Here is a 15,334-nt window from a genome sequence, read left to right on the forward strand (position 1 = left end):
GTTGCCCGGGGGCGCCCTTGATCGCGCTGCGCGCTCGTCCTCAATCGCCGGACGGGCTTTGAATCGGCGTCGGCCGTTCGGCGCCCTTGGCCGGAGCGCCGCCGATCGCGCTGCGCGCTCGTCCGCAAGCGCCGGACGGGCTCTTATCGGCCTCCCCGTGTTCGTCGGCTCCGGGTGGTCTGGACAGGCCCCCGGTGAACGAGAAGCATCCGGAGTGGAACCTTGGGGAACCGGGACAGGACCGTGACGCGCCAAGACGGGAAAATCGGGCACGAACGGGTGTCTGGGCTCCGGAAGTTGTCGTAGTGTCGCCTGAGTCGTTCCGTCAAGGGCGCGCGGGTGCGCCGGGACGAACGGGCCGGGTCGTCAAGGGGAGGGGTTCACGGACATGGCGGCGGTATTCGGCAGTCGGGTGCGCAGGACCGCGGTGACCACCGCGGTCGCCGCCGCCGCGGTGGCGGCGCTGGCCGCCTCGCAGGCCCCGGGCGCGACCAACGACCAGGCGCGGGACGACCGGGCGGGCGCCGCGGACACCACGCCGTCCCCGGACGGCGACTCCGCCACCGGAGACTCGCCGTACTACACGGACCTGCCACCGCTGAAGAGCCCCGTCCCGCCGAGCTCCAAGCCCGGTGGCGGCGTGGCCATGGGCGACAAGGAAGCGGGCCTGCCGGCCACGGTCCTCGACGCGTACAAGAAGGCCGAAGCGGCCGTGCGCGAGTCCCGGCCCGGCTGCAACCTGCCCTGGCAACTGCTCGCCGCCATCGGCAAGGTCGAGTCCGGACAGGCCCGCGGCGGCCGCGTCGACGCCGACGGCACGACCCTCACGCCCATCCTCGGCCCGGTCCTCGACGGCAACGGCTTCGCGAAGATCACCGACACCGACCGCGGCGCCTTCGACGGCGACACCACGCACGACCGCGCCGTCGGCCCGATGCAGTTCATCCCCTCGACGTGGGCGAGCTGGAAGCAGGACGGCAACGGCGACGGCGCGAAGGACCCGAACAACATCTACGACGCCGCGCTCGGCGCCGCCCACTACCTGTGCGCGGGCGGCCGCGACCTCGCCGACAAGGACGACCTGCACGCGGCGATCCTCAGCTACAACCGCTCCAGGGAGTACCTGAACACGGTCCTTTCGTGGCTGGAGTACTACCGCGAGGGCACCCACGAGGTTCCCGACGGCACCGGCGTCCTGCCCGACGACCGCAGCGACGAGAACCGGCCCTCGCCCGGCACGTCGACCCCGCCGCTGCGGCCCACGCCCCCGCCGAGCACCCCGCCCAAGCAACTGCCCGAGCCCGAGGAGCCCGGCAAGACGCCCGGCGGGGACAAGCCGGACAAGCCCGGTACGAGCCCCGGGACCCCGAAGCCGCCGGACAAGCCCGGCAAGCCCAAGCCCCCGAAGCCGCCCAAGCCCCCGAAGCCGTCCGAGCAGGTCAGCCGCCTTCAGAACGCGGGCGCCGCGAAGCTGACGGCGACCGCGGGCGACACCTTCGCCGGACGGGTCGCGGCCAAGGCGGAGAACCGCACCGGCCTCGGCGTGCCCAAGGTCAAGGTCCGCTTCACCATCTCCGGCGACACGGACACCCGGTTCGAGGGCGGCGCGCGCAGCGTCACGGTCACCACGACCGGCAGCGGCACGGCCACGGCGCCCGTCATCGAGGCGGGCGAGCAGACCGGTGAGTTCACCGTCCGCGCCCGGGTCGTGGACCGCTCCCTGACCGTCGTCGAGGTGCCCGCGACCGTCACCGCCCGCCAGGCCGACGAGCTGGAGCGCGTCGGCGACAAGGCGCTGGTCTGCGAGCCCGGCACGGAGTTCGCCGACCAGGTCCAGGTCAAGGCGACGTACAAGGGCGAGAGCGCCGCGGGCGTCGCCGCCACCGCCACGATGGTCAAGTCGGCGCAGGACGGCACCGCCAACGACAAGGGCCCCTACTTCAAGGGCGCGGACGGCAAGCCCGTGCGCACCCTGAAGGGCCTCAAGACCGACGAGGACGGCAAGCTCCTGCTGCCGAAGATGTACGCCGACGACACCGCCGGGACGTACCTCCTGCGCATCGTCACCAACGGCGGCGCCACCCTCACCGTCGAGCTGAAGGTGGCCGCGCCCGCCTCGCCGTCGGCCTCGCCCACCGCGTCCGCCTCGCCGACCGCGTAACCAGCCACCCGCCCGCGCCCCGGCGCGAGCACCGCCCGCACGCAGCACCCGACCGCCTCCGGCCCACCACGGGCCGGGGGCGGTCGGCGTGTGTGCAACGTGTTCTCATCTGGCCTGTCCGTTGCTACGGTGCCCCCGCTCTGACGCACAGTCAGTTGCTGGTTCACGTCCCGGTTCAAGCCGCCTCGGGAGGCCCGCATGCGCGCCCTCATCGCCGCCGCCACCGGCCTCGCCGTCGCCCTCGCCCTGGTCCTGACGATCACGGCCGTCGGCGCCCCGTCCGGCGAGACCTCGCCCAAGCCGCTGCTCACCACCGTCCCCAAGCACCCGTAGGGAGGGCCGAGATGCGCCGCAAGGCCAGCCTGGTCCTGCTCGCCTTCGCCGTGTTCTGCGCGGCCATGTCCCCGCTCATGCGCTGGTACGCCTTCCCGCGCCTCGCCAAGATCCCGCCGAGCCAGTACCAGGACGCGGTCCTGGAGGCGAAGGACGCGACGCTCATCGACTACAGCACGATGAAGGCCGAGAAGGTCCCCAAGGTCACCATCGTGCAGACCCTCAAGGGCAACGTGGAGGCCTCGGAGAAGATCGAGAAGAGTGCCGACCGCGACGTCGTGGTCTGGGACGCCCTCTCCTACGTACAGGACTCCAAGGGCAAGATGGTGTCCAAGATCCCCGAGCGGTACATCTTCGACGCGCACAGCCAGGAGCCCGTGCACGCCACCGGCGAGATGGTCGACGGCGACCCCGTCAAGCGCGAGGGCATCGAGTTCAAGTGGCCCTTCCTGACCGAGAAGCGCGACTACGAGTACTTCGACGCGCAGGCCCGCATCACCAGGCCCATCCACTACAAGGGCACCCGGACCTTCCGCGGCGTGAAGGTCTACTACTTCGAGCAGACCATCCCCTGGACGAAGGTCCCCTTCCCCAAGACGATGCCGGTCAAGGACATCACCCCGGAGTCCCTCGCCAAGACCGGCACCACCCGCTGGTACACCACGGTCCGCAAGTTCTGGGTCGAACCGACCACCGGGGCGCCCGTCTACGGCGAGGAGATCCAGCGCAACGAACTGCGCGGCGGCACCCTGCTCGGCGACCGCGACCGGCTCACCGTCTTCGCCGGGCACGTGAAGATGCGCGAGGACTACATCAAGAGCACGGTCGACCTGGTCAAGTCCCAGCGCGTCCTGGTGCTCCTGCTGACCTCGTACCTCCCCTGGGGCTTCCTGGGCCTCGGCGGGCTGCTGCTCGCGCTCTCCCTCTGGCTGGAGGCCCGCAGCCGCAGGCCCGGCGACCCGGCACCGGCGGCGGAAGCGGAGCCGGAACCGCAGCCGGCCAACGCGTGACCCCCGGCCCGGGCGGCGGGCGGCGCCGCCGGGCTCACCCCCGCTGGGCGCGCTCCTGCCGGGCCTTGGTGTGCCGGGTCGGCGCCGCCCCGGCCGGATCCTCCGGCCACGGGTGCTTGGGGTAGCGCCCGCGCAGCTCGGCGCGGACCGCGCGGTAGCCGTCGCGCCAGAAGGAGGCGAGGTCGGCGGTGACGGCGGCCGGGCGCCCCGCGGGGGACAGCAGATGCACCAGGAGCGGTACGCCCGCCACGCGCGGGGTGTCGTCGAGCCCGAACATCTCCTGCAGCTTCACGGCGAGAACGGGCTGCTCCGGGTCGGTGTAGTCGACCCGCACCCGTGACCCGCTCGGCACCTCCACCCGCTCCGGCGCGAGCGCGTCCAGGCGGACCGCCTCGCCCGTGGCCCACGGCAGCAGCCGCATGAGGGCCTGCCCGGCCTCGATCCGGCCCAGGTCGGCGCGGCGCCTGGCCCGGCCCAGCTCGGGTTCGAGCCAGTCGTCGGCGCGCGCGAGGAGCGCCGCGTCCGACACGTCCGGCCACGGCTCCCCGAGGTGGCGCCGCAGAAACCGCAGCCGGTCGCGCAGCGCGCCCGCGTCCCGGCTCCACCGCAGCAGCCCGAGCCCCTCCCGCCGCAGCCCCTCCACCAGTCCTTCCCGTACGAGACCGGCGTCCGGCTCCTTGATCGGCCGCACCACCAGCTCCACCGCGCCCAGCCGCTGCACGCGCCGCGCCACCAGATCCCCGTCCACCCACGCGACCTCGTCACCCTCGGCGTACGTCGAAGCGGCGGCCGCCCGCGCGACCCCCTCGTCGACGACGGCCCCGAGCCGCACCCGCGCATGCCCCGCCCCCGCGGCCCGATCAGCCACAGCCACGGCGACCCACCGGGCCCCCGCGAGCCCCGACCCCCCGCCCACCTCGGCCCGGGTCCCCCCGACCATCAGGTAGGTCCCGTCGTCGGCGCGCCGGGCAACGCGCTCGGGGAAGGCGAGGGCGGCGACGAGGCCGACCACGAGGTCGTCGGGGGCGTGCGTGCTTGGGTTTCCCGGTACCGAGGTGTGGCCGTCCGACCCGCGCTGGGGAGTGTCGGCGTTGGGTGACCCCGGTGCCGGGTCATGGGCGGGTGGGTGGGAGAGGTCCCGCGCCGAAGGCGCGGGCGCCGACGCGGCGGCGGGGCCGACGGTGCCGCCGGTGCCGGGCGTGGCGTGGGCCGACGGAGCGCCGAGGGGGCTCGGCGGGCCCGGGGGAGCGTCGGCGTCGGGTGCCCCCGGCTCCCGGTGCCGCGCGGGCGCCGACGCGGCGGTGGCGTCCACGGTCTCCCCGGCGAGGGGCGCGGCGTCGGTCGGCCCGCCGTCGCCGAAGGACGCGGAGGCGGCCGACGTGAGGCGCCCCACCTCGCCCCGCCAGCGCGCAGCATAGGCGTCGGCGCCCCGCCGGGCGGCCCGCAGGCCCGCCGCCAGGTCGTCCCCGTACTCCCGGGGAGGCTCCTCGCTGAGCAGGGCGACGGCTTCCGCGGCCCGCCGGGCGCCGACCCGGGGCGCGGCGTCCAGGAGGGCCCGGGCGAGCCGAGGGTGCACCCCGGCCCGGGACAGCCGTACGCCCCGCCCGGTGGCGCGCCCCGTCACCCCGTCCACCGCGCCGATCGCGACGAGCACGTCCCGCGCGGCGGCCATCGCCCCGGCGGGCGGCACGTCGAGCAGCGCGAGCCCGGCCGCGCCCGGGTCACCCCAGACGGCGGCCTGGAGTGCGAACGCCGTCAGGTCGGCCACTTTGATCTCGGGGGAGGGGAACCGGGGCAGCCGCCCGTCCTCGGCCTCCGCCCAGCACCGGTACACCGCCCCCGGCGCCTCCCGCCCGGCCCGCCCCGCCCGCTGCCGCCCGGCCGCCTGCGAGGCCCGCACGGTGGTGAGGGAGCTGAGCCCGCGCGCATGGTCGACGCGCGGCTCCCTGGCGAGGCCGGAGTCGACCACGATCCGCACCCCCGGCACCGTCAGGGACGACTCGGCCACGGACGTGGCGAGGACGACGCGGCGCCGCTCACCGCCCGCGAGGACCGCGTCCTGCACGGCGGCCGGGGCGCGCCCGTGCACCTGGAGCACCTCGACGCCGCCCAGGTCCCCGAGCTGCCCGGCCACCCGCCCGATCTCGCCGACCCCGGGCAGGAAGCACAGCACGTCCCCGTCCCGCTCCCGAAGGGCCCGCCGCACCACGGACGCCGTGTGCGTGAGCAGCGCCGGATCGACGCGCATGCCGTGCGGCGGCCGTACGGGCCGCGCGGGCGGCGCCCACACCACGTCCACGGGGTGAGCGGTCCCCGCGGCCTCCACCACGGGCGCCCCGCCGAGGATCCGCGCCCACCCCTCGGCGTCCGTCGTCGCGGACGCGGCCACGAGCCGCAGCTCGGGCCGCAGCGTCTCGCGCACGTCGACCAGGAAGGCGGCGACGGTGTCCGCGTCCAGATGCCGCTCGTGGCACTCGTCGATCACCACGGCGTCGACCCCGCCACCGCCCGCGAGCTCCTGGTCCCGCTGGAGGCGCTGGAGCAGCACTCCGGTGGTGACGACCTCCACGCGTGTGTGCGGTCCCACCACGCGCTCGCCGCGCACTGTGTAGCCGACGCTCCGGCCGACCTTCTCGCCGAGCAGCCACGCCATCCGCCGTGCGGCGGCCCGGGCGGCGATGCGCCGCGGCTCGGCGACCACGACCCGGCGTACCGGACCGTCCTCGGCACCGAGCCCCGGCACGAGACCCGCGAGGGCCAGCGGCACGAGCGTCGTCTTGCCCGTGCCGGGCGGCGCGCACAGCACGGCGCACCCCGGCCCGTCCAGGGCATCGCGCAGAGCGGGCAGCGCCTCGCGCACGGGCAGTCTCAGGGCGTCGTCACGGATCACGCCCCCAGTCTCGTACGCCACGACGCGCCGCCGGAACCGAGGCCCGAACCGGAACCGTGGCCCAGGACCGGGGCCGAGGTCGGGAGACGGCCTCAGCCCCACCCACGGACCCACCCACGGACCCACCCACGGACCCACCCACGGACCAAGGACAACCTCAGTCCCGCTCGCACACGAAGATCGCCGTCCCGGGGATCAGGTTCCCGCGCAGCGGCGACCACCCGCCCCACTCCTGCGTGTTCCACGCCGGCCACTCCGGCTCCACCAGGTCCACCAGGCGGAACCCGCCCGCGACCACGTCCCGCACCCGGTCCCCGACCGTCCGGTGGTGCTCCACGTACACCGCGCGCCCCTGCTCGTCCTGCTCGACGTACGGTGTGCGGTCGAAGTAGGAGGCCGCCACCGAGAGCCCCTCGGGCCCCGGCTCGTCCGGGAAGGCCCAGCGGATCGGGTGCGTGACGGAGAAGACGAACCGGCCGCCCGGACGAAGGACCCGGCGCACGTCGCGCAGCACCCGCACCGGGTCGGCGACGAACGGCAGCGCCCCGTACGCGGAGCAGGCGAGGTCGAAGGAGCCGTCTGCGAACGGCAGCGCGCCCGCGTCGGCCTCCACCAGCGGCACCGGGGCCCCGAAGCCCTCCTGGATGCGCAGCGCGTGCTGGAGCTGGCGGTGGGAGAGGTCGAGGGCCACCGGCCGGGCGCCCTGCGCGGCGAGCCAGCGCGAACACTGGGCCGCGCCCGCGCCGATCTCCAGGACGTCCTTGCCCTTCAGCTCCTCGGGCGGGCCGAGCAGCTCCGCCTCCACCTCGTCGAGCCCCTCGGGGCCCCACACGAAACGGTCGTCCCCGAGGAACGTGCCGTGCTCGATCTGGTACTCGTCCGCGTTCCGGTCCCACCAGCCGCGATTGGCGCGGCTGCTCTCCGTGACATCGGCGTCACGCCGGGTGGCCTCAGGTTCCGGTGCCTCGGGTGCGTCGGGCTCTTGGATGATCCGCTCCATCGTCGTTACTGTGCCGTCTGACGTCGTCGTTACGGTGGCGTCCGGCGTCGGCGGGTGCGTCGCGGCAGGGCGCGATGCGGCCGGTGTGGCCTCATGCAACACGTTTTGTGCCGGGTATGCGGCGATCCGCCCCGGGTGTGCGCCTTCGCGCATTGACCCTGTACGACAGCCCCCGTATGCTACAAGTTGCGCTGCGGGCCTGCGTTCCTCAGACATAGCAGGTTGCGCTCGCGTCTGTTGTATGTCCCCTCGGTTGTCGAGGCGCTTTCCGTTTCCTTCGGGAATCCAGGAAGTCGCGTCTCCTAGGCTGTCCGGCTTCTGCAGAGCGAAACGGGCTCCGGCGTAAGCAGTACCTACGACTTCAATGTCCGTACCGGAGCCCTTTCCCACATGACGAGCAGCACCGAGACCACCGCCACCACTCCGCAGGTAGCGGTCAACGACATCGGTAACGAGGAAGCCTTCCTCGCCGCGATCGACGAGACGATCAAGTACTTCAACGACGGCGACATCGTCGACGGCGTCATCGTGAAGGTCGACCGGGACGAGGTCCTGCTCGACATCGGTTACAAGACCGAAGGCGTCATCCCGAGCCGCGAGCTCTCCATCAAGCACGACGTCGACCCGAACGAGGTCGTCGCCGTCGGTGACGAGATCGAGGCCCTTGTTCTCCAGAAGGAGGACAAGGAAGGCCGCCTGATCCTCTCGAAGAAGCGCGCCCAGTACGAGCGTGCCTGGGGCACCATCGAGAAGATCAAGGAAGAGGACGGGATCGTCACCGGTACCGTCATCGAGGTCGTCAAGGGTGGTCTCATCCTCGACATCGGCCTCCGCGGCTTCCTCCCGGCCTCCCTGGTCGAGATGCGCCGTGTCCGCGACCTTCAGCCCTACGTGGGCAAGGAGCTCGAGGCCAAGATCATCGAGCTGGACAAGAACCGCAACAACGTGGTCCTGTCCCGCCGTGCCTGGCTCGAGCAGACCCAGAGCGAGGTCCGCCAGACCTTCCTCACGACCCTGCAGAAGGGCCAGGTCCGCTCCGGCGTCGTTTCCTCGATCGTCAACTTCGGTGCGTTCGTGGACCTCGGCGGCGTCGACGGTCTCGTCCACGTCTCCGAGCTCTCCTGGAAGCACATCGACCACCCCTCCGAGGTTGTCGAGGTCGGCCAGGAAGTCACCGTCGAGGTTCTCGACGTGGACATGGACCGCGAGCGCGTCTCCCTGTCGCTCAAGGCGACGCAGGAAGACCCGTGGCAGCAGTTCGCCCGCACGCACCAGATCGGGCAGGTCGTTCCCGGTAAGGTCACCAAGCTCGTTCCGTTCGGTGCGTTCGTGCGCGTCGACGAGGGCATCGAGGGCCTGGTCCACATCTCCGAGCTGGCCGAGCGCCACGTGGAGATCCCGGAGCAGGTCGTCCAGGTCAACGACGAGATCTTCGTCAAGGTCATCGACATCGACCTCGAGCGTCGCCGGATCTCGCTGTCGCTGAAGCAGGCCAACGAGTCCTTCGGCGCCGACCCGTCGGCCGTCGAGTTCGACCCGACCCTGTACGGCATGGCCGCGTCCTACGACGACCAGGGCAACTACATCTACCCCGAGGGCTTCGACCCCGAGACCAACGACTGGCTCGAGGGCTACGAGACCCAGCGCGAGGCCTGGGAGACCCAGTACGCCGAGGCGCAGCAGCGCTTCGAGCAGCACCAGGCTCAGGTCATCAAGTCCCGCGAGGCCGACGCCCAGGCGGCGGCCGAGGGTGGCAACGAGGCTCCGGCCGGTGCGGCTCCCGCCGCCTCCGGCGGTGGCTCGTACTCCTCCGAGGGCCCGGACAACTCCGGTGCGCTTGCTTCGGACGAGGCGCTTGCCGCTCTGCGCGAGAAGCTGGCCGGCGGTCAGAGCTGACCGCGCGCCGCTCTCTTAGGCGGTAGCTGAGCACTGTGGGCCCGCACCTTTTGGTGCGGGCCCACAGTGTTTTCTTGTGCGCTTCGCGCTCGGGGTTTCGCTGTTCCTGCGGGTGCGTGGGGGCTGGGCGCGCAGTTCCCCGCGCCCCTTACGGGGCTTCTACGGTGTGACCGGGACGTTGGTCAGGCCCTTGCCGCCCTTCACCGTGTTGCTTGCGTGGACCGTTGTCTTGCAGCTCGCGCTGTTGTTCGTCACGTTGATGGCCAGTTGTTTGTCGCCGGACGCGCCCGTCAGGTCGGACTTGTTGTCGCGGAAGACCGTGCCGCAGCCCCAGCCCGACTGCTGGGTGTGGGTCTCGAAGCCGTTGTTCGTGGTGTTCTTGCCGGTGTTGCCCTCGACGACGTAGCCGTTGCCCTTCACGTCGACCCAGGAGTCGTCGTAGTTGTTGCCGGTCAGGCCCCTGCCGTCGAAGGTGTTGCCGGAGACCCTCCCGTTCTTCGTGCCTTCCTTGAGGTCGATCGCCTCGCCGCCCACGTCCGGGCCGATGACGTTGTCCAGGATCTGGACGTTGTCGCTCTTGTCGGAGAGGCCGCCCGCGCTGCCGACGTACACGCCCTCGCCCATGCCGCGGTTGTCGTTGCCCGTGTCGTAGATCCTCGAATTCTTGATCACGCCGTCGGTGCTCGACTTGCGGAAGTGGACGCCCTCCATGTCCAGGCCGTGGACCGTCACGCCGTCCACCACGACCCCCTTCGCGGAGTCGATCATGATGCCCTTCTGGCCGCCGGTGACGGTGATGCCCTTGACGGTCCAGTACGAGGCGCCGTTCAGGTGCAGCCCGTAGCCGCCGCCCGCGGTGAGGACGGCCTTCGGCGAGCCGGTGAGCGTGATCCGGGAGCCGGAGCTCGCGGCGATCGCGGTCTTGAAGTTCCCCGAGTACGTGCCGTCGGCGAGGCGGATCGTGTCGCCCGGGCCCGCCGAGCCGAGCGCCGACTTCAGCTGGGCGGCCGTGGAGACGTCGATGGTGGCGGCCGGGCGGGGTGCCGAGGGTGCCGGAGTCGCGTACGCGGCCGCCGTGAGGCCGACCGTGGCGGTGGTGGCGGCGAGCGCGGCGATGAGGAAGCGGGTGCGCATCGTGGGGTTGCCTTCCCGTTGGTGGCTGCTCTGATGAGTGAGTGGGTTCTTGTACATGAACTGTGGACTTCAGTCTGAACACTGTGCTGCTTCGTGACGGTAGAGGTGAGGCATGTTCGCGTCAAGGTCTGTACCTGGAGGGGTGGAAACGGCGTGGTGAGAGTGGGGTGTGTGCCGAACTCCCCGTGGTGCTCGGCGAGTTCAAGGATGCGAACTCGGGTGGCATGGTCGTAGGAAACGGATCAGCCGTGGCTGTGAATGCGCGGACAGGGGAATGCCCGCCCCGCGAGGCGCGTTCTGCTCAATGAACACGAGGAGGAGCGGTCACAGTGCTAGATCCGCAGGGTTTGTACGCATGGGAGCCGAAGGGCCTCGCTGTTGTCGACATGGCGCTCGCCCAGGAGTCGGCCGGTCTGGTCATGCTCTACCACTTCGACGGATACATCGACGCGGGCGAGACCGGCGACCAGGTCGTCGAGAAGCTCGCGGACAGTCTTCCCGGGCAGGTCGTCGCGCGCTTCGACCACGACCGGCTCGTGGACTACCGCGCCCGGCGCCCGCTGCTCACGTTCCGGCGCGACCGCTGGAGCGACTACGAGGTGCCGACGCTCGACGTCCGCCTCCTCCAGGACGCCACCGGCGCGCCCTTCCTGCTGCTCTCCGGCCCCGAGCCGGACATAGAGTGGGAGCGCTTCGCCGCGGCCGTCAGGGAGATCGTGGAACGGCTCGGCGTGCGGCTCTCGGTGAACTTCCACGGCATCCCCATGGGCGTACCGCACACGCGGCCCGTGGGCCTCACCCCGCACGGCAACCGCACGGACCTGGTGCCGGGCCACGCCAGCCCCTTCGACGAGGCGCAGGTGCCCGGCAGCGCGGAGGCGCTGGTCGAGTACCGCCTCGCGGAAGCCGGCCACGACGTGCTCGGCGTCGCCGCGCACGTCCCCCACTACATCGCCCGCTCGACCTACCCCGACGCCGCCCTGACCGTCCTGGAGGCCATCACCGCCGCCACCGGCCTGGTGCTTCCCGGCGTCGCGCACGCGCTGCGCACCGAGGCGCACCGCACCCAGACCGAGATCGACCGGCAGGTCCAGGAGGGCGACGAGGAACTGGTCGCGCTCGTCCAGGGCCTTGAGCACCAGTACGACGCGGCGGCGGGCGCCGACGCGCGCGGCAACATGCTCGCCGAGCCCGTCGACATCCCGTCCGCGGACGAGATCGGCCGCGAGTTCGAGCGCTTCCTCGCCGAGCGCGAGGGCGACGGCTGACGGGGGTTCCGGCAGACAGGGGGAGGGCGGGCGCATAAGCTGCCGGTCATGCTGAAAGTGGGGCTGACCGGCGGGATCGGTGCCGGCAAGAGTGAAGTGTCACGGCTGCTCGTCGAGCGGGGCGCCGTCCTCGTCGACGCCGACCGCATCGCCCGCGAGGTGGTGGCGCCCGGCACCGAGGGACTGGCCGCGGTCGTGGAGACCTTCGGCCCCGGAATCCTCGCCGCCGACGGCTCCCTCGACCGTCCGAAGCTCGGCGCGATCGTCTTCGCCGACCCGGAGAAGCTGGCCGCGCTCAACGCGATCGTGCACCCCCTGGTCGGCGCCCGCTCCGCGGAACTGGAGCGCGCCGCCGCCGAGGCCGCCGACGACACCGTGGTCGTGCACGACGTGCCGCTGCTCGCCGAGAACGGCCTCGCGCCGCTGTACGACGTCGTGGTCGTCGTCGACGCCCGCCCCGAGACCCAACTCGACCGCCTGGTGCGGCTGCGCGGCATGACCGAGGACGACGCCCGCGCGCGGATGACCGCCCAGGCCACCCGCGAGAAGCGCCTGGAGATCGCCGACCTCGTCATCGACAACGACGGGCCCCTGGAGCGGCTCGTGCCGCGCGTCGACGAGGTGTGGCGGGACCTGCGGCAGCGGGCCCGGGCGGCGTAGCGCGCGAGAGCCGGGACAGCGGCGAGAAGGGCGAGTCTTGTGGTCGTACTGGCGGCGTTCACCACCCTGGGCGGGCTCGTCGCGCTGCTCGCGGGCGCGTACGGGCTGCACCGCACCCGGCACCTCACCGAGGCGGGTGAGATCACGGACGCCCTGGTCAAGGCCGTGCTGCAAGGCGCCGACCGGCCGACCCTGCAGTTCGAGACCGCTGACGGGCGCGTCCTCGAAGTCGTCTCACCGGTGCCACCGAACCGGCGGCGTCCCCTGCGCACCGGGGAGCGCGTGCGCATCGCCTACGACGCCGACGACCCGCGCGAGGTCGTGCTCATCGGCCGGGAACGGCGCGGCCTCGACTGGGCCTTCGTGGCGGCGGGCGCGAGCCTGGCGATTGTGGGGCTCGCGCTGGGGATGGCGGGCTGACCCGGGGGCGCGGCCGGGTGTGCGGGTCCTTTCCGGCCGCGGAATATGCCGGATCGGGTGGTGTGTTGACGCTGAGGAGTGAGGGAAGGAGTCCGGCGTGCCCGAAAGCAGCCCGGAGAGCCATGTCATCGACTTCCGCGCGGCCGAGCAACTGCTCGCCGCCCGGGATCCGCGGGGTGCGGTGAAGCTGCTCGACTCCGTCATCGCCGCGCATCCGGAGAACACCGCGGCGCGGCTCCTGCGTGCCCGCGCCTTCTTCGCCTCCGCGCAACTGCGCGCCGCCGAGCTGGAGTTCAGCATCGTCCTGGAGCGCGAGCCGGACAACGCGTTCGCGCACTTCGCCCTCGCCCGCACCTACGAGCGTGCCGCCAGACCCGACCAGGCCCGCCGCCACTTCCGGCTCGCCGCCGCGCTCGACCCGCAGCCGGAGTACCTGGCGGCGGCGCGGTTCGACGAGGCCACCGGCGAGGCCGGGCCCGGGGAGGCGGGCGGCAGCTAGGCCGTCGGGGCTGCCCGGGGCGCCGGGGCGCCGGGTCGTGGGGTCGTCGGGCCGCGCGCCGCGGGGTCAGGTTCGAGGTGGGTCGTACGGCGGCACGTCCCGGCCCGGCTGGAAATGCGCGCCCTGGCGGATGTGCCGTACGACCAGCGTCATGTCGACGACCACCACCAGGCACAGCACCCCGCACGCCACCGCCCACGCGGTGCGCCCGGCGAGCGCGAACGCCACCGTGCCCGCGGCCGCCCACACCAGTCCCCATACGCTGAACCAGAAGCGCATGCGCAGCGGACTGCGCGCCGTCACCGGTTCACTGCCTGTGCGCATGGAAACGTCATCTCCTCCTTCCAGGGTCCACCCGGTACGGGGTGAACGGAAGGGCCGACCGAGGGGCAGGTGGAGCCGTGCTGGACGCACTGCGGGCCGCGGCCGAGCACGACGAGGCGCTCGCCGCTTGGCTGAAAGCGCTCGACGACCCGGGCGCGCCGGTCGCCGACGTCGTCCTGCCGGAGACCGACGACCTGCCCGACGTCCTCCTCGACCTCGCCGTGCCGCACGAGGACATCAACGCGCTGCTCGGCCTGCGGGCGCGGATCCTCGGCGACCCGGACGCCCGCCGGCTCCTCGCCCGGTGCGTCGGCGCGCTGCTGCGGGACCTGGGCGAGCCCGGGTCCGACGTGCGGCTGCCCGTCCTGCCCGCGAGCCTCGGCGACCTGGGCAGCTGCTTCCACGTCTTCGTCTTCCTCGCCGCGCTGCCCGACGTCCGGGACTACCACCGGCGCCACGGCATCCCCGCAGACGTGTCCCGGCGCACCCTCGCCGACCTGGGGCGGCACATGGCCGTCCACCGTCGGCGCCACGGCACCCGGGGCGTGCCCGTGCCCGGCTGGCACGCGCTGCACTTCCGCGGTGAGCTCTACCAGTTGGGGCGGTTGCAGTTCCAGCGGGCGGTGCTCGGGGAGCGGATGGCGGCCGACGTCGCCGCGTCGGGGATCGGGGCCCGCGCCGGGGATCCGTGCCTGAGCGTGCACATCCCCGACTTCCTCGGGCCGATGTCCGACGCCGCGTGCGAGCGGTCCGTGGAGTGGGCCCGGGAGTTCTTTCCCCGGCACTTTCCCGGGGAGCGGTACGACGTGGTCGTCTGTCACTCGTGGCTGCTCGATCCGCAGTTGAAGCGGTATCTGCCGGGGGCGGCCAACATCGTGCGGTTCCAGGAGCGGTTCCGGCTCGCGGAGACGTATGCCGGGCAGGAGCCCGACGACCGGTTGCCCGTGGGGTTCGTCTTCGGGGACCGGGAGCTGGAGGTGGCGACGTTGCCTCGGCGGACGCGGGTGGAGCGGGCCGTGGGGGATCACTTGCGGGGTGGGGGGCATTGGTACGAAGGCCATGGGTGGTTTCCGCTGTAGCGTCCCCGAGCCCGCCCCTTCCCGTAACCGGGGCTCCGCCCCGGGCCCCGGGGATGGGTGTCCCGTTGCCGTGGACGGGGGCGCCCTCGAATCGGCGCTTCGCGCCTCGTCCTCAATCGCCGGACGGGCTGAGATCCTCGCCCGCGTCCACCGGCCTCGGCCTGGCCGAAAGCGTCGGGCCCGTGCGGGAGTTGAGGGCGCGCAGGCGGTCCATGTCGCGGCGGTCGCGCTTGGTGGGACGGCCTGTGCCTCGGTCGCGGATGCCCGCGGGGGCCACGGCCTCGCGCGGGGGCGGGGGCGGGCTGTTGTCCACGTAGCACTCGACGGCCACGGGGGCGCCGACCCGCTTGCGGATGAGGCGCTTGACGATCACGACGCGCTCGCGGCCGCCCGCCTGGCGCAGCCGGACCTCGTCGCCCTCCTTCACGCCGTGCGCGGGCTTCACGCGTTCGCCGTTGACCCGCACATGGCCGCCCTTGCAGGCCGCCCCGCCCGCCGAGCGGGTCTTGACCAGCCGCACGGACCAGATCCAGCTGTCGACGCGCACGGTGCCGCCGCCCGTGCCCGGTGAAGTCTCCGAAGCCATGCGTCGACCTTAGTGCGGCATCGGTGCGGGGAGCCCGGCTGCCCGGCGAGCCGTCCGGAATCCGCGCGCCGCCG

The 15,334-nt window shown here is 72.8% G+C and carries 14 protein-coding genes; 9 read left to right on the forward strand and 5 right to left on the reverse strand.

The genetic code is table 11. The annotated features are described in order from the left end of the window. The first annotated feature begins 388 nt into the window (after nt 1-388). The 3 genes from AB6L24_RS09710 to AB6L24_RS09720 all read left to right on the forward strand — a co-directional run bounded on the left by AB6L24_RS09710 (nt 389) and on the right by AB6L24_RS09720 (nt 3,504). Nucleotides 389-2,161: a lytic transglycosylase domain-containing protein gene (locus AB6L24_RS09710; RefSeq protein ID WP_405654208.1), complete on the forward strand. Its 1,773-nt coding sequence runs from the start codon at nt 389-391 to the stop codon at nt 2,159-2,161. A 198-nt stretch (nt 2,162-2,359) separates the two neighbouring features. Next, nucleotides 2,360-2,494, forward strand: a complete 135-nt coding sequence (locus AB6L24_RS09715) for an SPW_0924 family protein (RefSeq protein ID WP_106983515.1) — start codon at nt 2,360-2,362, stop codon at nt 2,492-2,494. Nucleotides 2,495-2,505: 11 nt separating this feature from the next. Beyond that, entirely contained in the window at nt 2,506-3,504 is a 999-nt protein-coding gene (locus tag AB6L24_RS09720) for a DUF3068 domain-containing protein (protein WP_405654212.1), read from the forward strand. 34 nt (nt 3,505-3,538) lie between these two features. Here the strand turns inward: AB6L24_RS09720 and AB6L24_RS09725 are convergent, their stop codons facing one another. Together AB6L24_RS09725 and AB6L24_RS09730 are read right to left on the reverse strand one after the other, a co-directional pair. Next, nucleotides 3,539-6,394: an ATP-dependent RNA helicase gene (locus tag AB6L24_RS09725; protein WP_405654215.1), complete on the reverse strand. Its 2,856-nt coding sequence runs from the start codon at nt 6,392-6,394 to the stop codon at nt 3,539-3,541. Between the two features lie 157 nt (nt 6,395-6,551). Further along, nucleotides 6,552-7,394 carry a class I SAM-dependent methyltransferase gene (locus AB6L24_RS09730; protein WP_405654218.1) on the reverse strand — a complete coding sequence of 281 codons (843 nt, stop codon included), beginning with the start codon at nt 7,392-7,394 and terminating at the stop codon, nt 6,552-6,554. Nucleotides 7,395-7,784: 390 nt separating this feature from the next. On the opposite strand from AB6L24_RS09730, the gene rpsA reads away from it, so the two are divergent. Then, nucleotides 7,785-9,290 carry a 30S ribosomal protein S1 gene (rpsA, locus tag AB6L24_RS09735; RefSeq protein WP_030362924.1) on the forward strand — a complete coding sequence of 502 codons (1,506 nt, stop codon included), beginning with the start codon at nt 7,785-7,787 and terminating at the stop codon, nt 9,288-9,290. 159 nt (nt 9,291-9,449) lie between these two features. Here rpsA and AB6L24_RS09740 read toward each other — a convergent pair whose 3' ends face one another. Continuing rightward, nucleotides 9,450-10,424 (reverse strand): right-handed parallel beta-helix repeat-containing protein, encoded by a 975-nt coding sequence (locus AB6L24_RS09740; protein ID WP_405654221.1) that lies wholly within the window; start codon nt 10,422-10,424, stop codon nt 9,450-9,452. Between the two features lie 329 nt (nt 10,425-10,753). Between AB6L24_RS09740 and AB6L24_RS09745 the strand changes: the two genes are divergently transcribed. The 4 genes from AB6L24_RS09745 to AB6L24_RS09760 all read left to right on the forward strand — a co-directional run bounded on the left by AB6L24_RS09745 (nt 10,754) and on the right by AB6L24_RS09760 (nt 13,271). Continuing rightward, the gene (locus AB6L24_RS09745; RefSeq protein WP_030362926.1) at nt 10,754-11,692 is read left to right on the forward strand and encodes a PAC2 family protein; all 939 of its coding nucleotides are present in this window, start codon (nt 10,754-10,756) and stop codon (nt 11,690-11,692) included. A 48-nt stretch (nt 11,693-11,740) separates the two neighbouring features. Further along, a complete protein-coding gene (gene coaE / locus AB6L24_RS09750; protein WP_405654225.1) occupies nt 11,741-12,352 on the forward strand; it encodes a dephospho-CoA kinase in 612 nt (203 codons plus the stop codon). Between the two features lie 39 nt (nt 12,353-12,391). Further along, on the forward strand, nt 12,392-12,772 hold the full coding sequence (locus AB6L24_RS09755) for a DUF3592 domain-containing protein (RefSeq protein ID WP_405654228.1): 381 nt from the start codon (nt 12,392-12,394) through the stop codon (nt 12,770-12,772). 97 nt (nt 12,773-12,869) lie between these two features. After that, nucleotides 12,870-13,271: a tetratricopeptide repeat protein gene (locus AB6L24_RS09760; protein WP_087883659.1), complete on the forward strand. Its 402-nt coding sequence runs from the start codon at nt 12,870-12,872 to the stop codon at nt 13,269-13,271. A 66-nt stretch (nt 13,272-13,337) separates the two neighbouring features. Here AB6L24_RS09760 and AB6L24_RS09765 read toward each other — a convergent pair whose 3' ends face one another. Next, complete coding sequence (locus AB6L24_RS09765) at nt 13,338-13,595, reverse strand: DUF6343 family protein (RefSeq protein WP_087883658.1); 258 nt, start codon at nt 13,593-13,595, stop codon at nt 13,338-13,340. Between the two features lie 77 nt (nt 13,596-13,672). On the opposite strand from AB6L24_RS09765, the gene AB6L24_RS09770 reads away from it, so the two are divergent. After that, the gene (locus AB6L24_RS09770) at nt 13,673-14,674 is read left to right on the forward strand and encodes an acyltransferase domain-containing protein (protein ID WP_405654233.1); all 1,002 of its coding nucleotides are present in this window, start codon (nt 13,673-13,675) and stop codon (nt 14,672-14,674) included. Between the two features lie 112 nt (nt 14,675-14,786). Here the strand turns inward: AB6L24_RS09770 and AB6L24_RS09775 are convergent, their stop codons facing one another. Continuing rightward, a complete protein-coding gene (locus AB6L24_RS09775) occupies nt 14,787-15,260 on the reverse strand; it encodes an RNA-binding S4 domain-containing protein (RefSeq protein ID WP_405654236.1) in 474 nt (157 codons plus the stop codon). Nucleotides 15,261-15,334: the final 74 nt, after the last annotated feature.

The organism is Streptomyces sp. RK9 (assembly GCF_045070545.1).
Lineage (GTDB): Bacteria > Actinomycetota > Actinomycetes > Streptomycetales > Streptomycetaceae > Streptomyces > Streptomyces alboflavus.

Bases quoted from the DNA above. Each gene is read 5' to 3' on its own strand.
- AB6L24_RS09710 (WP_405654208.1), top strand. From the start codon at position 389: ATGGCGGCGGTATTCGGCAGTCGGGTGCGCAGGACCGCGGTGACCACC.
- AB6L24_RS09715 (WP_106983515.1), top strand. From the start codon at position 2,360: ATGCGCGCCCTCATCGCCGCCGCCACCGGCCTCGCCGTCGCCCTCGCC.
- AB6L24_RS09720 (WP_405654212.1), top strand. From the start codon at position 2,506: ATGCGCCGCAAGGCCAGCCTGGTCCTGCTCGCCTTCGCCGTGTTCTGC.
- AB6L24_RS09730 (WP_405654218.1), bottom strand. From the start codon at position 7,394: ATGGAGCGGATCATCCAAGAGCCCGACGCACCCGAGGCACCGGAACCT.
- rpsA (WP_030362924.1), top strand. From the start codon at position 7,785: ATGACGAGCAGCACCGAGACCACCGCCACCACTCCGCAGGTAGCGGTC.
- AB6L24_RS09740 (WP_405654221.1), bottom strand. From the start codon at position 10,424: ATGCGCACCCGCTTCCTCATCGCCGCGCTCGCCGCCACCACCGCCACG.
- coaE (WP_405654225.1), top strand. From the start codon at position 11,741: ATGCTGAAAGTGGGGCTGACCGGCGGGATCGGTGCCGGCAAGAGTGAA.
- AB6L24_RS09765 (WP_087883658.1), bottom strand. From the start codon at position 13,595: ATGCGCACAGGCAGTGAACCGGTGACGGCGCGCAGTCCGCTGCGCATG.
- AB6L24_RS09775 (WP_405654236.1), bottom strand. From the start codon at position 15,260: ATGGCTTCGGAGACTTCACCGGGCACGGGCGGCGGCACCGTGCGCGTC.